Source organism: Aliihoeflea sp. 2WW, assembly GCF_000497755.1.
Classification (GTDB): domain Bacteria; phylum Pseudomonadota; class Alphaproteobacteria; order Rhizobiales; family Rhizobiaceae; genus Aliihoeflea.
Map to the genome: position 1 here is coordinate 109595 of NZ_AYOD01000001.1, position 21294 is coordinate 130888.

19 protein-coding genes, 3 tRNA genes and 2 pseudogenes are annotated in these 21294 nt (G+C 63.9%); 16 read left to right on the forward strand and 8 right to left on the reverse strand.

The features are described 5' to 3' along the window. Positions 1–5 precede the first annotated feature (5 nt). Positions 6–1259 carry a tyrosine--tRNA ligase gene (gene tyrS / locus ALII_RS0100505; RefSeq protein WP_024585386.1) on the reverse strand — a complete coding sequence of 418 codons (1254 nt, stop codon included), beginning with the start codon at positions 1257–1259 and terminating at the stop codon, positions 6–8. Between the two features lie 104 nt (positions 1260–1363). Here tyrS and ALII_RS0100510 point away from each other — a divergent pair, with 104 nt between their 5' ends. Continuing rightward, the gene (locus tag ALII_RS0100510) at positions 1364–2470 is read left to right on the forward strand and encodes an anhydro-N-acetylmuramic acid kinase (RefSeq protein WP_024585387.1); all 1107 of its coding nucleotides are present in this window, start codon (positions 1364–1366) and stop codon (positions 2468–2470) included. 100 nt (positions 2471–2570) lie between these two features. On the opposite strand, the pseudogene ALII_RS23015 reads toward ALII_RS0100510, so the two are convergent. Continuing rightward, a pseudogene (locus ALII_RS23015) lies at positions 2571–2744 on the reverse strand (YegP family protein); the annotation flags it as partial. Positions 2745–2827: 83 nt separating this feature from the next. Then, the gene (locus ALII_RS0100520; RefSeq protein ID WP_024585389.1) at positions 2828–3502 is read right to left on the reverse strand and encodes an alpha/beta hydrolase; all 675 of its coding nucleotides are present in this window, start codon (positions 3500–3502) and stop codon (positions 2828–2830) included. Positions 3503–3726: 224 nt separating this feature from the next. Between ALII_RS0100520 and ALII_RS0100525 the strand changes: the two genes are divergently transcribed. From ALII_RS0100525 to sufA, 7 genes are all read left to right on the forward strand, one after another. Next, entirely contained in the window at positions 3727–4881 is a 1155-nt protein-coding gene (locus ALII_RS0100525) for a cysteine desulfurase family protein (protein ID WP_024585390.1), read from the forward strand. 148 nt (positions 4882–5029) lie between these two features. Further along, positions 5030–6544 carry a Fe-S cluster assembly protein SufB gene (gene sufB, locus ALII_RS0100530; RefSeq protein ID WP_024585391.1) on the forward strand — a complete coding sequence of 505 codons (1515 nt, stop codon included), beginning with the start codon at positions 5030–5032 and terminating at the stop codon, positions 6542–6544. Between the two features lie 36 nt (positions 6545–6580). Then, positions 6581–7336 carry a Fe-S cluster assembly ATPase SufC gene (gene sufC, locus ALII_RS0100535; RefSeq protein ID WP_024585392.1) on the forward strand — a complete coding sequence of 252 codons (756 nt, stop codon included), beginning with the start codon at positions 6581–6583 and terminating at the stop codon, positions 7334–7336. Between the two features lie 14 nt (positions 7337–7350). After that, positions 7351–8616, forward strand: coding sequence for a Fe-S cluster assembly protein SufD (gene sufD, locus ALII_RS0100540; RefSeq protein WP_024585393.1), 1266 nt, complete (start codon positions 7351–7353; stop codon positions 8614–8616). Positions 8617–8619: 3 nt separating this feature from the next. Next, a complete protein-coding gene (locus ALII_RS0100545; protein ID WP_024585394.1) occupies positions 8620–9864 on the forward strand; it encodes a cysteine desulfurase in 1245 nt (414 codons plus the stop codon). Positions 9865–9868: 4 nt separating this feature from the next. After that, a complete protein-coding gene (locus tag ALII_RS0100550; RefSeq protein ID WP_024585395.1) occupies positions 9869–10234 on the forward strand; it encodes an SUF system Fe-S cluster assembly protein in 366 nt (121 codons plus the stop codon). A gap of 87 nt (positions 10235–10321) precedes the next feature. Next, positions 10322–10711: a Fe-S cluster assembly scaffold SufA gene (gene sufA, locus ALII_RS0100555; RefSeq protein ID WP_024585396.1), complete on the forward strand. Its 390-nt coding sequence runs from the start codon at positions 10322–10324 to the stop codon at positions 10709–10711. Between the two features lie 10 nt (positions 10712–10721). Here sufA and ALII_RS0100560 read toward each other — a convergent pair whose 3' ends face one another. Beyond that, positions 10722–11219 carry a GFA family protein gene (locus tag ALII_RS0100560; RefSeq protein WP_024585397.1) on the reverse strand — a complete coding sequence of 166 codons (498 nt, stop codon included), beginning with the start codon at positions 11217–11219 and terminating at the stop codon, positions 10722–10724. A gap of 62 nt (positions 11220–11281) precedes the next feature. Here ALII_RS0100560 and ALII_RS0100565 point away from each other — a divergent pair, with 62 nt between their 5' ends. Then, positions 11282–11632, forward strand: coding sequence for a TfoX/Sxy family protein (locus ALII_RS0100565; RefSeq protein WP_024585398.1), 351 nt, complete (start codon positions 11282–11284; stop codon positions 11630–11632). On the opposite strand, the gene ALII_RS0100570 is transcribed toward ALII_RS0100565, so the two are convergent. The 4 genes from ALII_RS0100570 to ALII_RS0100585 form a co-directional block, all read right to left on the reverse strand. Beyond that, on the reverse strand, positions 11607–13202 hold the full coding sequence (locus ALII_RS0100570) for a DEAD/DEAH box helicase (RefSeq protein ID WP_024585399.1): 1596 nt from the start codon (positions 13200–13202) through the stop codon (positions 11607–11609). The genes ALII_RS0100565 and ALII_RS0100570 overlap by 26 nt on opposite strands. A gap of 171 nt (positions 13203–13373) precedes the next feature. Next, the gene (locus ALII_RS0100575) at positions 13374–14153 is read right to left on the reverse strand and encodes an NAD kinase (protein WP_024585400.1); all 780 of its coding nucleotides are present in this window, start codon (positions 14151–14153) and stop codon (positions 13374–13376) included. Positions 14154–14231: 78 nt separating this feature from the next. Then, a tRNA-Thr gene (locus ALII_RS0100580) sits at positions 14232–14307 on the reverse strand. Between the two features lie 99 nt (positions 14308–14406). Beyond that, positions 14407–14481 (reverse strand) — tRNA-Asn (locus tag ALII_RS0100585). Positions 14482–14666: 185 nt separating this feature from the next. Here ALII_RS0100585 and ALII_RS0100590 point away from each other — a divergent pair. The 7 genes and pseudogenes from ALII_RS0100590 to ALII_RS0100615 all read left to right on the forward strand — a co-directional run bounded on the left by ALII_RS0100590 (position 14667) and on the right by ALII_RS0100615 (position 21262). Then, positions 14667–14954 carry a PGPGW domain-containing protein gene (locus tag ALII_RS0100590; protein ID WP_024585401.1) on the forward strand — a complete coding sequence of 96 codons (288 nt, stop codon included), beginning with the start codon at positions 14667–14669 and terminating at the stop codon, positions 14952–14954. Between the two features lie 90 nt (positions 14955–15044). Next, positions 15045–15118 (forward strand) — tRNA-Cys (locus ALII_RS0100595). Positions 15119–15198: 80 nt separating this feature from the next. Then, entirely contained in the window at positions 15199–15873 is a 675-nt protein-coding gene (locus tag ALII_RS0100600; RefSeq protein WP_024585402.1) for a protein-L-isoaspartate O-methyltransferase, read from the forward strand. A gap of 178 nt (positions 15874–16051) precedes the next feature. After that, entirely contained in the window at positions 16052–17434 is a 1383-nt protein-coding gene (locus tag ALII_RS0100605; RefSeq protein ID WP_024585403.1) for a TolC family outer membrane protein, read from the forward strand. A 152-nt stretch (positions 17435–17586) separates the two neighbouring features. Then, positions 17587–17661 (forward strand): annotated as a pseudogene (locus ALII_RS23020) (DUF2497 domain-containing protein); the annotation flags it as partial. Continuing rightward, positions 17644–18285, forward strand: coding sequence for a DUF2497 domain-containing protein (locus tag ALII_RS0100610; RefSeq protein ID WP_244437256.1), 642 nt, complete (start codon positions 17644–17646; stop codon positions 18283–18285). The pseudogene ALII_RS23020 and the gene ALII_RS0100610, both read left to right, overlap by 18 nt. Positions 18286–18367: 82 nt before the next feature. Next, positions 18368–21262 (forward strand): valine--tRNA ligase, encoded by a 2895-nt coding sequence (locus ALII_RS0100615; RefSeq protein WP_024585405.1) that lies wholly within the window; start codon positions 18368–18370, stop codon positions 21260–21262. The last annotated feature ends 32 nt before the right edge of the window (positions 21263–21294 follow it).

Below are 21294 nucleotides of genomic sequence, written 5' to 3' on the forward strand. Positions count from 1 at the left end.
TCCGATCAGACCGGCCGGACGAGGATGTGCTTCTTCTTGCCGAGCGAGAGCTTGATAATGCCGTCCGCCGTCACGTCGCCGGTCCCGATCACCTGACGGTCATCGCTGACGGGCGAGTCGTTGAGGCGAACCGCTCCGCCCTGGACGTGGCGACGCGCTTCGCCGTTGGAGCCGGCAAGGCCGGCCTTCACAAAGAGCTGGAGGACACCGATGCCGGCTTCGAGTTCGGCGGACGGCAGCTCGATCGTCGGCAGGCTTTCGGCGAGCGCGCCTTCCTCGAAGGTCTTGCGCGCGGTCTCTGCGGCGGCTTCCGCCGCTTCGCGACCGTGCAGCATGGCCGTGATCTCGGTCGCAAGCACCTTCTTGGCCTCATTGATCTCCGTGCCGCCAAGCGCGCCCAGCCGCGCGATCTCGTCCATCGGCAGCGTCGTGTAGAGCTTCAGGAAGCGCTCGACGTCGGCGTCCTCGGTGTTGCGCCAATACTGCCAGAAATCATAGGCCGAGAGCATCTCCGGATTGAGCCAGATCGCGCCGTTGAGCGACTTGCCCATTTTGGCGCCCGAAGAGGTGGTCAAGAGCGGCGTCGTCAGCGCGTAAAGCTGCGGCGTGCCCATGCGGTGGCCGAGATCGATGCCGTTGACGATGTTGCCCCACTGGTCCGAGCCGCCGATCTGCAGCCGGCAGCCATAGCGCTTGTTCAACTCGACGAAATCGTAGGCCTGCAGAACCATGTAGTTGAACTCGAGGAAGGACAGCGACTGCTGCCGGTCCAGCCGCAGCTTCACGCTGTCGAAGGAGAGCATGCGGTTGACCGAGAAATGCGCGCCGACATCGCGCAGGAATTCGAGATAGTTGAGCTTGCGCAGCCAGTCGCCATTGTCCGCCATGATGGCGTCTTTCGGGCCGTCGCCGAAGGTCAGGTATTTCGAGAAGACGCGCTTGATCGATGCGCTGTTCTTCGCGATCGTCTCCAGCGTCATCAGCTTGCGCGCCTCGTCCTTGAAGGACGGGTCGCCGACCATGCCGGTTCCGCCGCCCATTAGGGTGATCGGGCGGTGGCCGGTTTTCTGCAGCCAGTAGAGCATCATGATCTGGATCAGGCCGCCGGCGTGGAGGCTCGGCGCCGTCGGATCAAAGCCGATATACGCCGTCACGGTTTCCTTGGCGAACAGATCGTCGAGGCCGGTTTCATCCGAAATCTGGTGGATGAAGCCGCGCTCGGACAAGGTGCGCAGGAAATCGGACTTGAAGGCGGACATGGTCTTTTCTTTCTGGTTGCAACGAAACGGCCGGTCACCAATGGCAATCGGACCCGCGCCGCTTTAGCATTTTGCGATGCGGAATCACAAGAATGGACGCCGACATGACTGCAATGCGCGCGCTCGGGCTGATGAGCGGCACGTCGATGGACGGAATCGATCTAGCGGTCGTCACGACCGACGGCGAAAGCGCGGTGACGCGCGGGCCATCAATGTTCGTTGCCTACGATGCCGCGTTTCGCCGGCGGATCGAAGCGGCGCTGGAGGTTGCGAAGGAAATTTCCAGTCGCGCGGAGCGTCCCGGCGATCTTGCTGAACTCGAACGCGAACTGACGCTTCGCCATGCGCGCGCGGTTGCGGCTTTCGTCGATGCACACGGTGCGGTCGACCTGATCGGCTTTCACGGCCAGACCGTGCTCCACCGCCCCGAACGAGCGCTGACGGTGCAGATCGGCGACGGCGCGTTACTGGCGCGCGAGACGAATACGCCGGTCGTGTTCGACATGCGCGCGGCCGACATGGTCGCGGGCGGGCAGGGGGCTCCGCTCGTGCCGGCCTATCATGGGGCTCTCGGAGCCAAACTTCCCGCGGTCGACCTGCCGGTCTGCTTCGTCAATATCGGCGGCATTTCAAATATCACCTTCGTTGCCGCAGACGGTCCGCCGGTCGCTTTCGACAGCGGACCGGGCAATGCGCTGATCGATCAGTGGGTGTCGCGCGAAGGCGGCGTGCCATTCGACCAGAACGGCATGATCGCCAGCGAGGGCGGCGTGGTCGCCGGCGTCGTGGAGCGATATCTCGACAATCCGTTCTTCGCGCGCTCGGGACCGAAATCGCTCGATCGCAACGACTTCACGCTGGAACTTGCCGCAGGACTCGAGCTTGCCGACGGCGCGCGAACGCTGGCAGCCGTGTCGGCCGAGGCCATCTTGAAAGCCGCCGAGCACATGCCGGCGGCGCCGAAAAGCTGGATCGTCTGCGGCGGCGGGCGCAAGAACCCGCATATCGCGGCCGACCTCAGCAAAGGCGCGGAGGTGCATGGCGCGAGAGTTCTGCTCGCCGAGGATGTCGGTCTCGACGGTGATGCAATGGAAGCGGAAGCCTGGGCCTATCTCGCGGTCCGTTCCATGCGCGGCATGCCGCTGACATGGCCGACGACGACCGGGTGCCGCGCGCCGGTGACGGGTGGAGTGATCGCGCGGCCGGGTTGAAGCTTCAGGCCTTGGCCATGACCTTTTTCGGCGCCGCCTTCTTGGCGGCCGGTTTGGCAGCCGCCTTTGCCGGTTTGGCTGCTTCCGGTTTGGCGGCGGCAGTCATGTCATCGACGGCCGCCTCGGGTGCATTCTTTTTGATCGACTCGACGGCCTTGACCGCCGAAGCCTTCGATTTGTAGCCCTCCGAAGAGAACATCAATTCGCCATTGCCGGCGCGAAAGCGAAAGCGCGTTTCGCCCTTCTTGTCCTTGTAGATTTCGAACTTGTGCATGGCGATCCCCTCGAATGCCTGACGACAACCGAAAGCTGCCATGAGTCCGTACAGGAGTCGAGGGTCGTTGACGTAGCGTCAGGTCAGCGGAGGCGTTTCGGTTTGGGGTCGGCCAGCTCACCGGCAAGGCGACGGTCCAGATAGTCCGAACATTCCTCGATCAGCGTCTCTCCGTGGCTGGCGAAGAAGTGGTTCGCGCCGGGCAGGGTCTTCTGCGTGATCGTGATGCCCTTTTGGGTGTGCAGCTTGTCGACCAGCGTCTGTACGTCCTTAGGCGGGGCAACGCGGTCGGCATCGCCATGGATGATGAGGCCAGAGGAGGGGCAGGGCGCGAGGAACGAGAAATCGTAGATGTTCGGCTGCGGCGCGATCGAGATGAAGCCCTCGATTTCCGGACGGCGCATCAGGAGCTGCATGCCGATCCAGGCGCCGAACGAATAGCCGGCAACCCAGCAACTCTTGGAATCGGGATGCAGCGACTGCACCCAGTCGAGCGCCGCGGCGGCATCGGACAGTTCGCCCGCGCCATGGTCGAATTCGCCCTGGCTGCGGCCGATGCTGCGGAAATTGAAGCGCAGGACGGTGAAATCGCGCTTCTGGAACATGTAGAAGAGGTCGTACACGATCTTGTTGTTCATCGTGCCGCCGAACTGCGGATGGGGATGCAGGACGATCGCGATGGGCGCGTTCTTTTCCTTGGAAGGCTGATAACGACCTTCAAGGCGTCCGGCCGGACCGGCGAAGATGACCTCGGGCATGGGATACTCCAGTTGAACCGCCGGCGATGCCACTGGACCCGATGTCAGGCCGTTCGGACTTGACGCGGGGCGGGCGTCTCCATAGAAACTAGTTTAGAACAATTCAAAAGTGGCGGGCTTCGCCGCTTTTCGCAAAGCGGGTAGATAGGACGGCTCGCCTTGCGAATTCAAGGAAATAACGCCGTTCGCCGCCAGGGCCTCGAATTGGATTTGACACCGCCGCAATGACCGGACGCCGCTTCTATCTGGACTGGAATGCCAGCGCGCCGCTTCTGCCCGAAGCGCGGGCGGCGATGGTCGCTGCACTGGACCTGACAGCCAATCCGTCGTCCGTCCATGCCGAAGGCAGGCAGGCCAAGCGGCTGGTGGAAGAGGCAAGGCGCGACGTCGCCGCGTTGTGCAACGCGAAGCCGGACCACGTCGTATTCACCTCGGGCGCGAGCGAGGCCGTGGCGCTGGCGCTGACGCCCGATTGGCGGATGGGCCGTTCGCCGCTCACCTATTCGAGGCTCTACACGTCGACCACCGATCACTCGATCGTCGTCGGCGGCGGTCGTTTTGCCAAGGATGACGTCTGCGAACTGCCGGTGGACGGTGACGGCGTGCTCGAGCTCGATGCGCTGAAGAAAGCGCTGGAGGCACATGACCGCTCGGAAGGGCTGCCGCTCGTCGCGGTGCATCTGGCGAATAACGAGACGGGCGTGATCCAGCCCGCGGCGGAGATCGCCGCAATCGTGCATGAGGCCGGTGGCGTGCTCGTGCTCGACGCGGTGCAGGCAGGAGGACGCGTTTCCCTCGATATCGCAGCGCTTTGCGCCGATTTCCTGATCCTAGCTGCGCACAAGATCGGTGGGCCGAAGGGCGCAGGCGCGCTGGTCGGCAACAGCGACGTCCTGATGCCGGCGCCGATCGCTACCGGTGGCGGGCAGGAGCGCGGGCATCGCGCAGGAACGGAGAATTATGCGGCGCTCGCCGGTTTCGGCGCCGCGGCGCGCAACGCGCTTGCCGTGTTTGCCGAGGCGGATGTGCTGCGCGAAAAGCGCGGACACATTGAAGCGGCGATCCGCGCACGCGTACCCGAGGCGGTTATCTTCGGCGAGAAGGCGGAACGCCTGCCCAATACGGTGTTCTTCGGCATTCCGGGCGTAAAGGCCGAAACCGCGCAGATCGCCTTCGATCTTGCCGGCATCGCCGTGTCGTCGGGTTCGGCATGCTCGTCGGGCAAGGTCGGCGCCAGCCGCGTGCTCAAGGCCATGGGCCTCGGCGAGGACGTCAGCGGCATTCGCGTGTCGATCGGACATTCGACGGGTGAAGACGAGATTGCCGCTTTCGCAGAGGCGCTCGATCGGTTTATGAGCCGCAGGCAAGCGGCCGCCTGACGGCCACGGAATTTAGAGGATATCGGCGCGCCGCAGGGGTGCATTTGCCGGCAATCCTCCCTATGTAACGCGCATCCTGACGGCGTTTGCTGCGGATGCGAAATCGACAACTGCCGGGCCTTGACCCCGGCCTGGATGGAGAGCGCTCATGCCTGCTGTGCAGGAGACCATCGATCAGGTCCGCAAGATCGACGTGGACCAGTATAAATACGGCTTTGAGTCCGACATCGAGATGGACGTCGCCCCCAAGGGGTTGAGCGAAGAAACCATCCGCATGATCTCGGCCAAGAAGGACGAGCCTCAGTGGATGCTCGACTGGCGCCTGAACGCCTATCGCCGCTGGCTCACCATGGAAGAGCCGACCTGGGCGCGCGTCGACTATCCGAAGATCGACTTCCAGGACATTCACTATTACGCCGCGCCGAAGAACCAGACCGGGCCGAAATCGCTCGACGAGGTCGATCCCGAACTCCTGCGCGTCTATGAGAAGCTCGGCATCCCGCTGCGCGAGCAGGAAATCCTTGCCGGCGTCCAGAAGGACGAGGGCGAGGACGATGCGGCCAACGACAACGTCTACAAGTCGGGCCGCGTCGCGGTCGACGCCGTTTTCGATTCCATCTCGGTCGTCACGACCTTCAAGAAGGAACTGGCCGCTGCCGGCGTGATCTTCTGTTCGATTTCCGAGGCGGTGCGCGAGCATCCGGAACTCGTGCAGAAATATCTCGGTTCCGTGGTTCCGACGACGGACAATTTCTACGCGACGCTCAACGCCGCAGTCTTCACGGACGGATCGTTTGTCTACGTGCCGAAGGGCGTCCGCTGCCCGATGGAACTGTCGACATATTTCCGCATCAACGAGAAGAACACGGGCCAGTTCGAGCGCACGCTGATCATCTGCGAGGAGGGCGCCTATGTGTCCTATCTCGAAGGCTGCACGGCGCCGCAGCGCGACGAAAACCAGCTTCACGCGGCCGTCGTCGAGCTGATCGCGCTCGATGATGCCGAGATCAAGTATTCGACGGTCCAGAACTGGTATCCGGGCGACAAGGACGGCAAGGGCGGCATCTACAATTTCGTCACCAAGCGCGGCGACTGCCGTGGCGACCGCTCCAAGATTTCGTGGACGCAGGTCGAGACCGGCTCGGCGATCACCTGGAAGTATCCGTCCTGCATCCTGCGCGGCGACGACAGCCGCGGCGAGTTCTATTCGATCGCCGTGTCGAACGGCTACCAGCAGATCGACTCGGGCACCAAGATGATCCATCTCGGCAAGAACACGTCGAGCCGCATCATCTCCAAGGGCATTTCGGCCGGGCACTCGAACAACACCTATCGCGGCCAGGTCTCGGCGCATCGCAAGGCGACCAACGCGCGCAACTTCACGCAGTGCGATTCGCTTTTGATCGGCAATGACTGCGGCGCGCACACCGTGCCTTACATCGAGGCCAAGAACGCGACGGCCCAGTTCGAGCACGAAGCGACGACGTCGAAGATCTCCGAGGACCAGCTCTTCTACGTCATGCAGCGCGGCATTCCCGAAGAGGAAGCCATCGCGCTCATCGTCAACGGCTTCGTCAAGGACGTGATCCAGGAACTGCCGATGGAATTCGCGGTCGAAGCGCAGAAGCTCATCGGTATCTCTCTCGAAGGCTCGGTCGGCTGACGCCGCCGTCCCCAGACGACATTCAGGAATTCGAACATGCTTGAAATCAAGAACCTGCACGCCCGCATCGCCGAAGACGGCACCGAGATCATCCGGGGCCTGAACCTCACCGTCCAGAAGGGTGAAGTCGCCGCCATCATGGGCCCGAACGGCTCGGGCAAGTCGACGCTCTCCTACATTCTCGCCGGCCGCGAGGACTATGAGGTGACCGAGGGCGACATTCTCTACAATGGCGAATCCATCCTCGAGATGGACCCGGCTGAGCGCGCCGCGTCGGGCATCTTCCTCGCCTTCCAGTATCCGATGGAAATCCCGGGCGTCGCGACGATGGAATTCCTCAAGGTGGCGATGAATTCGCAACGCAAGGCGCGCGGCGAGGACGAGCTCAAGATCCCGGAATTCATCAAGCGCGTGAAGGAAAACGCCGGCGGTCTCAACATCGACATGGCGATGCTGAAGCGCCCGCTCAATGTCGGCTTTTCCGGCGGCGAGAAAAAGCGCGCGGAAATCCTGCAGATGAAGCTCCTGGAGCCGAAGCTGTGCGTGCTCGACGAGACGGATTCCGGCCTCGACATCGATGCGCTCAAGATCGTCGCCGACGGCGTCAACTCGCTGCGCTCGCCGGACCGCGCCTTCGTCGTGATCACCCACTACCAGCGCCTGCTCGACTATATCGTGCCGGATTCGGTCCACGTGCTTTCGCGCGGCCAGGTCGTGAAGTCGGGCGACAAGTCGCTCGCGCTCGAACTGGAGCGCGACGGCTATGCCGGCATCATCGGCGAAGCGGCCTGAGCGGGGTGGCTGACATGAACGTTCACGCAGCACCCAAGCTGACGAGCGCCGAGGAGGCCCTGATCGAGGGCTTCGCCGCGCGCCGTCCGTCGCTGACCGGCTCGCCGGAAGTCGCGGCAAAGCGCGACGAGGCCGCCGCTGTCCTCAAGGCCGGTCTGCCGACGCGCCGCGTCGAGGCCTGGCACTACACCGATCTGCGCCGCCTTCTGGCGTCCGTTCCCGCCGATGGCGGAGCGGGCTATGCCAGCGCGATCGCGCCTCTGGTCGATGGTTCGTCGGTCCTGACCGTTGTCGACGGCAACGCGCAGCACCATGCCGGCATCGACGGGGTGCGAATCGAGAAGATCGCCGACCGCCTGATGAGCGGCGCGCTCGCGGGCGATCTTGCGCCGCTGAAGGCGGACGACACGGTTGGCGCGATCAATGCCGCGTTCGTCTCGGACGGCTTCGACCTGACGATCCCCGAGGGCGCCGAGATCGCGGCGCCGATCGAACTGCAGAACGTCCATTCGGGCGGGCAGGTGCATGCGCGCTTCGCCGCGCGCATCGGTAAGGGCGCGAAGGCGACCATCGTCGAGCGGCAGACCGGCACGGCTGATGCGCTGGTCAGCTCGGTGACGGATGTCGAGATCGGCGACGGTGCCGAGATCAACTGGCTGATCATCCAGGACCAGCCGAAGACTGCGACCCATCTCGGTCAGATCCGCGCGCGGATCGGCGCCAATGCCAAGGTGACGATTTTCCTGATGAACACGGGTGGCAAGCTCGTTCGGCAGGAAGTGCATGTGGTGGCGGCCGGCGAGGGCTCGGATTTCCGCCTGCGCGGCGTCAACCTCCTCGGCGGCGACGTCCATTGCGACGTAACCATGGTGCTCGACCATGCCGCCCCGCACACGACTTCGACCGAGATCATCCGCAACGTTATCACCGACCGGGCACATGGCGTGTTCCAGGGCCAGATCCGCGTTGACCGGCTGGCGCAGAAGACCGACGCGAAGATGGCGTGCAACACGTTGCTGCTTTCCGACGAAGGCGAGTTTTCCACCAAGCCGGAACTCGAAATCTTCGCCGACGACGTGGCCTGCGGCCATGGCGCCACGGTGACCGAGATCGACCATGCGCACCTGTTCTACCTGATGGCGCGCGGCGTCGAGGAGAAGCTGGCGCGCGGACTCTTGGTGAAGGCGTTCCTGCGCGAGGTCATCGAGGAACTGGACGACGAAGCGATCGTCGACGCGCTGGAAGCGCGGCTCGAGAACTGGTTCGAGAATCACGGGTAAGCCATGAACGCGCCGACAGGAACGCTGAAGCCATATGACGTCGAGGCCATTCGCCGCGACTTCCCGATCCTGTCGCGCGAGGTCTACGGCAAGCCGCTCGTCTATCTCGACAATGGCGCGTCGGCGCAAAAGCCGCAGGCGGTCATCGACCGCATCACCAAGGCCTATTCGTCCGAATACGCCAATGTGCATCGCGGCCTACATTTTCTCTCCAACGCCGCCACCGACGCGTACGAGGCCGCGCGCGAGACCGTGCGCGGGTTCCTCAATGCTTCCAGCATTGACGAGATCGTCTTCACCAAGTCGGCGACCGAGGCGATCAATACGGTCGCGTACGGCTACGGGATGCCGAATATAGGCGAGGGCGACGAGATCGTGCTTTCGGTGATGGAGCATCACTCCAACATCGTGCCGTGGCACTTCATCCGCGAGCGGCAGGGCGCGAAGCTCGTCTGGGTGCCCGTCGACGACGAAGGCCAGTTCCACGTCGAGGAATTCGAGAAGCGGCTGACCGACCGCACCAAGCTCGTCGCGGTCACGCATATGTCCAACGTGCTCGGCACCGTCACCCCGATCAAGGAGATCGTGCGGACCGCCCATGCGCGCGGCATTCCGGTTCTGGTCGATGGCAGCCAGGGCGCGGTCCACACCGTCGTCGACGTGCAGGATCTGGGCTGCGACTGGTACGTCTTCACCGGCCACAAGGTCTACGGTCCGTCGGGCATCGGCATCCTCTATGGCCGCAAGGAAATGCTGGAAAAGATGCGTCCCTTCCAGGGCGGCGGCGAGATGATCGAAGAGGTGACGGAGGAGAACGTCACCTATAACGAGCCGCCGCATCGCTTCGAGGCCGGCACGCCGCCAATCGTCCAGGCGATCGGGCTCGGCGCGGCGCTGGAATACATGCAAGGTATCGGCCGCGAGGCGATCGCCGCGCATGAGGCGGAACTCGCGGTCTACGCGCATGAGCGCCTTTCCCGCATCAACTCGATGCGCATCATCGGCAATGCGCCGGGCAAGGGCGCCATCGTCTCCTTCGAACTGCATGGCATCCACGCCCATGACGTGTCGATGGTCATCGACCGCGCTGGCGTCGCCGTGCGTGCCGGCACGCACTGCGCCCAGCCGCTCTTGAAGCGGTTCGGCGTGACCTCGACATGCCGTGCCTCATTCGCCATGTATAATACCAAGGCCGAGATCGACACTCTCGCCGAAGCGCTTGAAAAGGCGCGCAGTTTCTTCGGGTGAAGCCATGACCGACGACGTAGCTGCGACTGAAAATGCGAGCGTTTCCGCCATTCCCGCGGAGGAAATCGCGCGGCTGACCGACGACATCGTCTCGGCGCTGAAGACGGTGTACGACCCGGAAATCCCGGCCGACATCTACGAACTCGGCCTGATCTACAAGATCGACATCGAGGATGACCGTTCGGTCAAGATCGACATGACACTCACCGCGCCTGGCTGCCCCGTTGCCGGCGAGATGCCCGGTTGGGTGCAAAATGCCGTCAGCACGGTCGAAGGCGTCTCGGACGTCGACGTGAAGATGGTGTTCGATCCGCCGTGGACGCCGGACCGGATGTCGGAAGAGGCGCAGGTGGCCGTCGGCTGGTACTAGCGACGGGTTGCGCCGCGAGGCAAACTTCCCCATCTTCGGGGCATAGGACATTCCGCGGGCCTTGAACCCGCCGGCATGGAGCAGTTGATGGCACGTTTTCAAGTTCTGACACTGACCGACGAGGCTGCCGCCCGCGTCCGCAACATCGTCGCCGCGCGCGAGGGTGCTGCCGGTATTCGCGTCGGCATCAAGAAGGGTGGCTGCGCGGGCATGGAATACACGGTCGACCTCGTCACCGCGGCCAACCCCAAGGACGACCATGTCGAGCGCGACGGGGCCCATGTCTATGTTGCGCCAGAGGCCGCGCTGTTCCTGCTCGGCACCGAGATGGGGTTCGAGACGACCAAGCTGCGTTCGGGCTTCACCTTCAACAATCCCAACCAGTCGTCCGCCTGCGGTTGCGGCGAATCGATCGAGCTTCAACCGGCCGACCTCAAGGCGCTGGCCGAAGCGCGCGGGCAGGGCGCCGTCGCCTGACGGCCGACCGTCAATCCACCCACATCCCATGCTTCCTGTGCCAATCGGCGATCGAGAGCTTCGGGTAAAGGTCGAAGGTCTCGTCGCCGTCGCGGATATCGGGCTCGACCCACGCCGCCTTGTATTTCAGCATCAGATGTACGTGCGAGGGCGGCTTCGGCAACTCCGAGTCAATAGCTGAAGCGAACGGGTGGATGAGGTCCGGCCAGTTCGGATCATAGAGCCAGAGGGCTGAGCCACAGTCGCGGCAGTAGTTGCGCTTGCCGCTCGACGCCTCGCAATGCGGATGCTCGTCGTCCTCGATCTCAGCGCGATAGACACCGATACGGTCTTGCCCCTCGATCTCAAGCGTAGCTGCTAACGCGCCGAGATTGATCGCGAATCCGCCGCCGCCCTGCTGCTTGCGGCAGATGGAGCAATAGCAAAGCTGGTAGGGCGCGGGTGTGTGGCTGTCGACGCTGAAACTGACGGCGCCGCACCGGCAAGATCCTTTGAGTTTCAGAGGCATTGGGCGCTCCCGCAATTTGCCGACACGCGCTAATCTAGCGCATCGCAACGTGGAGCCCAGCCATGCAGCCAGCCGATCTGATCGACATGTTCGCCGAGTTCGGGCCAGTTACGATCCGGCGCATGTTCGGCGGCCACGGCATCTATCACCAGGGCCGAATCATCGCGCTTCATGCCTTCGACGAGGTCTGGCTGAAGGCGGACGCGGAGACGGCTCCGCGATTCGCGGCGGCGGGCTCGCGGCAATGGGTCTATGAGGGCAAGGGAAAACCGGCGATAATGCCGTACTGGTCCATCCCGGACGCCGCGCTCGACGATCCGGCGGAACTCGCCGACTGGGCGAGATTGGCCGACGCGGCATCGCGCCGCGCCGAGATGTCGAAGAAGGTCAGACCTTCGCGACGACCTTCATGAAGGCCGGAATGTCGTCGCCGAAGCCGATCGGTGCTTCGCCGAGATCGTCGCGGCGGTGGCGACGGTCGCGGTCCTGGTTGCGCGTGTTGCGCTGGTCGGACCCGTAGGACGCGCGCTGCCGCTCGGCATTGCCCGCGCGGATCGCGTCGCGACGCTCGCTGCGTTCCGGACGCTCGTCCGCCATCGCGGCGACCGGGACCGGCGCCGCGTCCTGTACGTCCGCTGCGTCTTCGACGATCGCATCCTCAACGGCGGCCGCCACCGGCGCAGCCTCATCGGACTTGCGGCCGCGACGCGGGCGCTTTTCCTCGTCGCTTTTGCGGCCGCCACGGCCACGCGCGCCTTTCGCTCCGCGGCGCGGTGCTTCGTCGGCGCTGTCGTCGTGGACGATGGTCGACAGGTCGCCATCATGCCATTCGATGCTCTGGCCGATCAGCTTCTCGATCGCGTCGACATATTTGCCGTCGGCCTTCGTCGCCAGCGTGAAGGCCTTGCCGGAACGCCCGGCCCGGCCGGTGCGGCCGATGCGGTGGACGTAATCCTCGGCGTGGATCGGCACGTCGAAATTGAACACGTGGCTGACGTCGGGAATGTCGAGGCCGCGCGCGGCGACGTCGGAGGCGACGAGCAGCTTGAGCTTGCCGTCCCGGAAGCCGGCGAGCATCGCCATGCGCGCGCGCTGGTCCATGTCGCCATGAAGCGCGCCGGCATCGAACTCATGCTTGACGAGCGAGCGGAAGAGTTCGGAAACCGCGGTCTTGCGGTTGCAGAAGATGATCGCGTTCTTCAGTTCGCCTTCTTCGGCGCGGATGAGATCGCGAAGCGTCGCGCGCTTGTCCCAGTCCTTCGACTTCGATTTCACCAGCCTTTGGGTGACGGTCGTAGCGGTGGACGCAGCCTTCGAGACCTCGACGCGGACCGGCGCCTGCAGGAACTTCTCGGTCAGCTTGGTGATCTCCGGCGGCATCGTCGCCGAGAAGAACAGCGTCTGCCGGGTGAACGGGATCATTTCGCAGATGCGCTCGATATCGGGAATGAAGCCCATATCCAGCATGCGGTCGGCTTCGTCGATGACGAGAATGTCGACGGCGTTGAGCAGGAGCTTGCCGCGCTCGCGGTGATCGAGCAGGCGGCCGGGCGTCGCAATCAGCACGTCGGCCCCGCGCTCCAGCTTCTTTTCCTGCTCGTCGAACGACACGCCGCCGATCAGCAGCGCGATGTTGAGCTTGTGATTCTTGCCATACTTGATGAAGTTCTCTTCGACCTGTGCGGCAAGCTCGCGCGTCGGCTCGAGAATGAGCGTGCGCGGCATGCGTGCGCGGGCGCGGCCCTTCTCGAGGCGCGTGATCATGGGAAGAACGAAGGCGGCGGTCTTGCCGGTGCCCGTCTGGGCGATGCCGAGAACGTCCTTGCCGAGCAGCGCATGGGGAATCGCGCCTGCCTGGATCGGTGTCGGAACGGTGTATCCGGCGTCTGTCACGGCGGAGAGGACTTTTGGCGAAAGTCCGAGATCGGCAAAGGTCAGGGTCGGCTCGGACGCCTGGTCTTCAATCTTGCTTTCAGCTGACACGTTTTTGATTGTCTCTGCTAGGTTTGGCGGCGCGCGGATTGCGCCCATGCAACAAGGGTTCCAGGCCAGCGGCGTGGAAGTGCTGCCGTGGCGTTAAGGCCAAGCTCGGCAAATGTCAATCGAACCCTCGGTTTTCAAGCCCTTTTCGTTAATGCCGCGCGCATTCGTCGCTCAATAGCGGAACTGCTCGGCCAGGACGCGTTCGTCCCAGGAATGGCTTGCGTCGAAGAGGACCGTCGCGGTCACGTCGCTCGCCTCGCGCACCGTCACCTTCAGCACTGAACGGATTTCGGTGTGGTCCGCCACCGCATTCACCGGCCGCTTCTCCGCTTCGAGAATCTCGAAGCTGACCGTGGCACGGTTCGGCAGCAGCGCACCGCGCCAGCGGCGGGGACGGAAGGGGCTTACCGGCGTCAGCGCGAGAAGAGGCGCGTCGAGCGGCAGGATCGGGCCGTGGGCGGAGAGATTGTAGGCCGTCGAGCCCGCAGGCGTCGCCACCATCACCCCGTCGCAGACGAGTTCGTCGAGCCGCACCTTGCCGTCGATTGTGATGCGCAGCTTGGCCGCCTGCGCCGACTGGCGGAAGAGCGCGATCTCGTTGATCGCCAGAAGCTTGGCTTCCGGACCTTCGGCGGTTTCGGCAATCATTTCGAGCGGGCGGATCGTCTCGGGCAGCGCAGCCGCGATGCGATCGCGCAGACCCGTTTCGGCGAACTCGTTCATGAGAAACCCGACGGTTCCCTTGTTCATGCCGTAGATGGCCTTGCCGCTGCCCATCTGCTCGCGCAAGGTTTGGAGCATGAACCCGTCGCCGCCAAGGGCGACCACCACGTCCGCCTCTTCGAGGCTGGCCTGACCGTAAAGCGCGGCGAGCCGCCGCGCGGCGGACTGCGCCTCGTCGGTCGCGGCACTGACGAAGGCGATCGACTGCGAAGGAGAACGTGAATCCATCAGATGCGCTCGGTCCAAATGCCTGGGATCAAGCGGGTAGCATGTCGGCAAGGGGCTGCAAAGCGATGATGGCGCACATGGTGCCCCCGGCAGGATTTGAACCCGCGACCCCCTGATTACAAATCAGGTGCTCTACCAACTGAGCTACAAGGGCATCGCCGTGGCAGTATCACAACTGGCCATCGAGTAAAGTGCCGGCACGACGAAAGCCGCTGCCGGCCAAGGCCAATCCGGCCTTCTGATGCCGGATAGATGGCTCCCCGGGCCGGATTCGAACCAGCGACCAACCGGTTAACAGCCGGTTGCTCTACCACTGAGCTACCGGGGAACGATGCTCGTGAGAACGAGCGTGCCTATAGCAAACAGTTTTTCGATTTGCAAAGCGCATCGTGTCGAAAACCGCATGAAAGTTGGATCGAACCGCGCGAAAATGCGTTACGGTGCGGAACTTTCGCAGCGGATTTCAGGGCTTAGCCCCGAAACAGCCCCAATCTATCCTAGATGAATCGGATCATGACCCAGACCCTCGAGGACGCGCCGATGGCCGAGCCCGATTTCCAGCAGCGCATTTCTCTCTTCGGCAGGACGATCCCGTTGCCGCAGTCGCGCATGCTGCGAATATCGATCGGCATCCTGCTGGTCATCGGCGGTATTCTCGGTTTCCTGCCGATTCTCGGCTTCTGGATGATCCCGCTCGGCATCCTCGTTCTGTCCTATGAGTTCGCCATGGTGCGCAGATGGCGGCGCCGATCCACCGTCTGGTGGGGCAGCCGCAATGGGAGGCGCGGGCGCGAGCCGTGATTGTCCCAGCGGCAGGGGGAAACGGCAACTGGCCTGTTGACAGGCGGGCGGCCGCCAACCTAATGGAGCCCCAGGGCTCGACGCCCGGATGGCCTCGTGGCGGAGTGGTTACGCAGAGGACTGCAAATCCTTGCACCCCGGTTCGATTCCGGGCGAGGCCTCCACTGGTGCTCCACAGACGCGCCGCAAGGTGTCGGCATGGGGCGCCGCAGGCGAGGCGGCATTTAGCGTGGGCAGGGCGACCATGACTTCCGATTATGCAGTGCAGCGACGCAAGATGGTCGACGGCCAGTTGCGGACCACAGACGTCTCGGACATCGCCGTTCTCGACGCGATGTCGAGCGTCGCGCGCGAGGAATTCGTTCCCGGTCGGCGCAAGGCGCTCGCCTATATCGACGAAGACATCGAGATCTCGCCGGCCCGCAAGGATGCCGCCGCGCGCTATCTCATGGAACCTTCGCCCTTCGGCAAACTGCTGCAGCTCGCCGAGATCCGGCCGGGGGACTTCATCCTCGATGTGGGGACGGGAACGGGCTATTCGGCCGCCATCCTGTCGCAGCTCGGCAGCTCGGTCATTGGCCTCGAAAGCGACCCGGACCTGGCCGCTTCGGCGACCGACACGCTCAGCCGTCTCGGCTTCGACAATGTCGCCGTGGTGGAAGGGCCGCTCGCCGAGGGGTATCCGTCCGAGGCGCCGTTCGACGTGATCGTCATCGAAGGCGCCGTCGACGAGGTGCCTGGTTCGCTTCTCGACCAGTTGAAGGATGGCGGACGCCTGGTGGCGGTGATCGGACAGGGCAATGCCGGCAAGGCGACCCTGTTCCTGAAGGAGAACGGCAATCTCGCGTCGCGCCGCGCCTTCAATTGCGCCATCCGGCCGCTTGCCGCCTTTCTCCAGGTGCCGACTTTCGAGTTCTGAGCCGTTCGATTTTGGGCGGCATCCTGTTACCGATCTGCAACCTATCGGCAGGAATTATTCGCTATCGTCTAATGTGTGTTGCTGGCGTGCCGCGTCGAATCGGGTATGCCGGGGCGGTTATGCGCGGCTCGAACCGTTTGCCGCGGATTGGCGCGCATGTTGAAGAGGGTGGTTATTCGTGTCCACATTTCGTCGATTTCTGTTTTCCGCTGCTCTTGCATCCTCGGCGCTGATCGCCGTCGCTCCGGCCCATTCGGAGACGATCCTCGGGGCGCTGGCAAAGGCCTATGAGAACAATGCCAGCCTGAATTCGGCGCGTGCCGGCGTCCGCGTCACCGACGAAACGGTGCCGATCGCCAAGTCGGGCTGGCGTCCGACCGTGGGCGGCAGCGGCCAGATCAACTACCAGACCCAGTCCGGCACCGATATCTTCACCGGTTCGTTCGGCGTCTCGATCCAGCAGTCGCTGTTCGACGGTTTCCAGACCACGAACAATGTGCGCTCGGCGGAAGCCAATGTGCGCGCCGCGCAGCAGAGCCTGCGCAACACCGAACAGAACATCCTGTTCAACGCCGCCAGCGCCTATATGGACATCATCCGCGATCGCCAGATCGCCTCGCTTCAGGAGCGCAACCTCGCCTTCCTCGGCGAGCAGGTCCGCGCGGCGAATTCGCGGTTCGAAGTCGGCGAGGGCACGCGCACGGACGTTGCGCAGGCCGATGCCAGCCGGGCTGCCGCAATCGCGCAGCTCGCCGCCGCCCGCGCGCAGGTCCAGGCCAGCGGCGCGCTCTACCGGCAGATCGTGGGGCAGGACCCCTCGAACCTTTCGGCTGCGGGGCCGCTGACCAATCTCCTGCCTCCGAGCCTCGATGCGGCCTATACGCTGGCGGCAGCACAACATCCCGCGATCCTCGCGACCCAGCATCTCGTCGACGCGGCCGGCTTCTCGGTCAAGTCCGCGGAAGGCGCCCTGCTTCCCTCGGTGACGGCTTCGGCCGGTGTATCCTCGACCTATACCGACCGCGGTTTGCCAGGCGTAACCGGCGGGATGACGGCCGGTTCGGAAACGACGAATTCGGCCAATGTCGGCATCAACCTGACGATCCCGATCTATCAGGGCGGGCGCGTTTCGGGTCTAGTGCGGCAGTCGAAGGAGCAGCTCGGGCAGGCGCGGATCGAAGTCGACGTAACGCGCGATCAGGTGCGCCAGGCGGTCACCGCCGCGTGGACGCAGTATGTCGCGGCGCGCGAGGTGTCCTCAGCCAACCGCCAGCTCGCCTCGGCCGCGCAGCTTGCGCTCAACGGCGTCAGCGAGGAACGGAATGTCGGCCAGCGCACGACGCTCGACGTCCTCAACGCCCAGGCGGACGTCATCAACGCGCAGATCAATCTTGCAAGTTCCGAGCGCGATGTGGTCGTTGCAAGCTACGCGATCCTGTCGGCTGCCGGTCGTCTGACGGCCTCCAATCTGGGTCTCGCCGTCACGATCCATCAGCCCGAAGAGCACTACGATGCCGTCAAGGACAAGTGGTACGGCACGCGCACGCCGGACGGTCGCTGACCTTTCCGTTTAGAATCAAAGCTGTGTAAAGCTTCGTGATCGGGCCCCGGGGGATTCTCTCTTTCGGGGCTTGTCGCTAATCTACCTGTGATTCGACGCCACAATATCTGGCGTGATCGGCGTGAAAACGGCCGAAAGGCACGGGGCGAGCAATGGCACAGGCGTCTTCAGCACAGCGTGAACCCTCGATGGAGGAAATCCTCGCATCGATCCGGCGAATCATCGAGGACAGCGACACGGTCAAGAAGCCGTCGGCCTTCGACCGTCATACGCCCTCGCATTTTGAGGGTGAAGAAGGCGACGATCCGGCGTTCGAGCCTGCCAATTCCGATGTCGTCTCGTTCCTGCGTCCGGCCGATCTCGCCGAGCGGGAATCAGCGGATCGCGACCAGGCCGTAGCTGCGACACCGGCACATTCCGACGAACCGGAAGTGCCGGAAGTTCAGGCCGATCCGGCGCCGATGACGGCCGGTCCGGAGGCTTTCGGCGAGACGGAAACGTTCGAACTGCCCGACGACTTCGCCGCCGAGTTCGAGGAATTGCAGGCCGCGCTCGAGCAGGACGCGCATGCGCGGGACGATGCGGCCCACGAAGCGCCGCCCCCACTGGAGCCGATCGCCGAAGTCGGCCGTGCGCCCATTCTGTCCGAAAACGCCGGACGTCAGGTCGCGGCTTCGTTTGGGGAACTGACGGATGCCTTCGCCGCGAGCCGTCGCAAGAGCTTCGACGAGATGGCCGAGGACATGCTGCGGCCGATGTTGCAGGAATGGCTCGACGACAATCTTCCCACACTGGTCGAGCGGTTGGTGCGCGAGGAAATCGAGCGCGTGGCACGCGGCGGGTCCCGCTAGGGGGCTCTCCTCGCAGTTGACTTGGCTTTGGCCTTCCGGTTTACCGTCCGCACGAAACGCCTGAACGAGCGGACAATTTCCCATGCTTGAGAAGACCTACGACGCCAAAGCCGTCGAGCCGAAGATCGCCAGCCTGTGGGAGGAGGAAGACGCCTTCCGCGCCGGTGCCGGTTCGAAGCCGGGCGCCGAAGCCTTCACCATCGTCATTCCGCCGCCGAACGTGACTGGCTCGCTTCACATGGGGCACGCGCTCAACAACACGCTCCAGGACATTCTCGTCCGCTTCGAGCGCATGCGCGGCAAGAATGTCCTGTGGCAGCCGGGCATGGACCATGCCGGCATCGCGACGCAGATGGTCGTCGAGCGCCAGATTGCCGCGAGCGGGCTGCAGCGCCGGGACATGGATCGCGACGAGTTCGTTTCCCGCGTCTGGTCGTGGAAGGAACAGTCCGGCGGCTCGATCATCCACCAGTTGAAGCGCCTCGGCGCGTCCTGCGACTGGTCGCGCGAGCGGTTCACGATGGACGAGGGCCTGTCGAAGGCCGTCATCGAGGTCTTCGTCACGCTCTACAAGCAGGGGCTGATCTATCGCGGCAAGCGGCTGGTCAACTGGGACCCGAAATTCGAGACCGCGATTTCCGACCTCGAAGTCGAGAACCGCGATGTCGACGGCCATATGTGGCATTTCAAATACCCGCTGGCCGGCGGCGAGACCTATGAATATGTCGAGAAGGACGCGGACGGGAACGTCATCCTGCGCGAGACGCGCGACTACATCTCGATCGCCACGACGCGGCCGGAGACGATGCTGGGCGACGGCGCGGTGGCGGTCCATCCCGACGATGAGCGCTATGCGCCGATCGTCGGCAAATTGTGCGAGATTCCGGTCGGGCCGAAAGAGCACCGCCGCCTGATCCCGATCATCACCGACGAGTATCCTGACCCGACCTTTGGTTCGGGCGCAGTCAAGATCACCGGCGCGCACGACTTCAACGATTATCAGGTCGCCAAGCGCAACGACATTCCGCTTTACCGGCTGATGGACCTGACGGCGTCGATGCGCGCCGATGGCGAGGACTATGCGACCTGCGCCGCGCAGGCCGCCGAGATCGTTCGCTCCGGCCGCCTGCCGGACGAGGCGACGGTGGACGAGATCAACCTCGTTCCGGACGAATATCGCGGGCTCGACCGCTACGAAGCACGCGAGCGGATTGTCGCGCAGATCAACGCCGACGGCCTTGCCGTCATGACGAGCGACGCGGAGGGCAACGCCGTTCCGCTGGTCGACAGCCGCAAGATCACGCAACCCTTCGGCGACCGCTCCGGCGTCGTCATCGAGCCGATGCTGACGGACCAGTGGTTCGCCGACGCCAAGACGCTTGCCGAGCCCGCCATTGAGGCAGTTCGCGACGGCCGGACGAAGTTCGTCCCGAAGAACTGGGAAAAGACCTATTTCGACTGGATGGAGAACATCCAGCCCTGGTGCGTCTCGCGCCAGCTCTGGTGGGGTCATCAGATTCCGGCCTGGTACGGACCGGACGGCACCGTCTTCGTCGAGAAGGACGAGGAACTGGCGCTGGAAGCGGCGATCCAGCATTACATCGCCCATGAGGGGCCGTGGAAGGCGTGGGTCGAGGACAAGCTGGAGAATTATTTGCCGGGCGACATCCTGACCCGCGACGAGGACGTGCTCGATACGTGGTTCTCCTCCGCGCTGTGGCCATTCTCGACGCTCGGCTGGCCGGACAAGACGCCGGATCTCAAGACCTACTACCAGACCGACGTTCTGGTGACGGGCTTCGACATCATTTTCTTCTGGGTTGCCCGGATGATGATGATGGGTCTTCACTTCATGGATGAGGAGCCGTTCCACACGGTCTACGTCCATGCGCTCGTTCGCGACAAGAACGGCGCCAAGATGTCGAAGTCGAAGGGCAACGTCATCGACCCGCTCGACCTGATCGAGGAATACGGCGCCGACGCGCTGCGCTTTACGCTCGCGATCATGGCCGCGCAGGGACGCGACGTGCGTCTGGACCCGGCGCGCGTCGCCGGCTACCGCAATTTCGGCACCAAGCTTTGGAACGCAACGCGCTTCGCCGAGATGAACGGCGCGGCGCTCGATCCGGACTTTGCGCCCGGTGATGCGAAGCTGACGGTCAATCGCTGGATTCTGACCGAGCTTTCGCGCGCGACCGAGGCCGTGACGGACGGCATCACCTCCTACCGCTTCAACGAGGCGTCGGCGGCGGCCTACCGCTTCGTCTGGAACCAGGTCTGCGACTGGTATCTGGAACTCCTGAAGCCGGTGTTCATGGGCGAGGACGAAGCGGCGAAGGCGGAAAGCCAGAAGGTCGCGGCCTATGTCCTGTCGCAGACCTACAAGCTGCTCCACCCCTTCATGCCCTACATGACGGAAGAGCTCTGGGCGCATACGGCGGCGCGCGACACGCTGCTTTGCCATGCCGACTGGCCGAAGCCGGATTTCGAGGATGCCGACGCTGCGGCCGAAATCAACTGGCTGATCGACATCGTCTCCGGAATCCGCTCCGTGCGTTCGGAGATGAACGTGCCTCCGGCCGCGATTGCGCCGCTGGTCGTCGTCGGTGGCAATGCGGCGACGCGCGAGCGGCTCGGCCGGCACGATCCGGCGATCCGGCGCCTGGCGCGGGTCGGTGACATCGGCTTTGCTTCGGAAGCGCCGAAGGGCGCAGCGCAGATCGTCGTCGGCGAGGCGACGGCATGCCTGCCGCTCGGCGATCTGATCGACCTTCAGGCGGAAGCCGCCCGGCTTTCCAAGGAGATCACCAAGCTGGACGGCGAGGCGCAGCGGATCGAGAAGAAGCTTTCCAACGAAAAGTTCGTTGCCAATGCGCCGGACGAGATCGTTGCGGCGGAGCGCGAAAAGCTTGCCGAATTCAGGCAAGCCAAGGCGAAGTTGGAAACCGCCCTTGCGCGGGTTCGTGACGCTGCCTAGCTGACTGGCAAAGAAAATGCGCGCGGCATCTT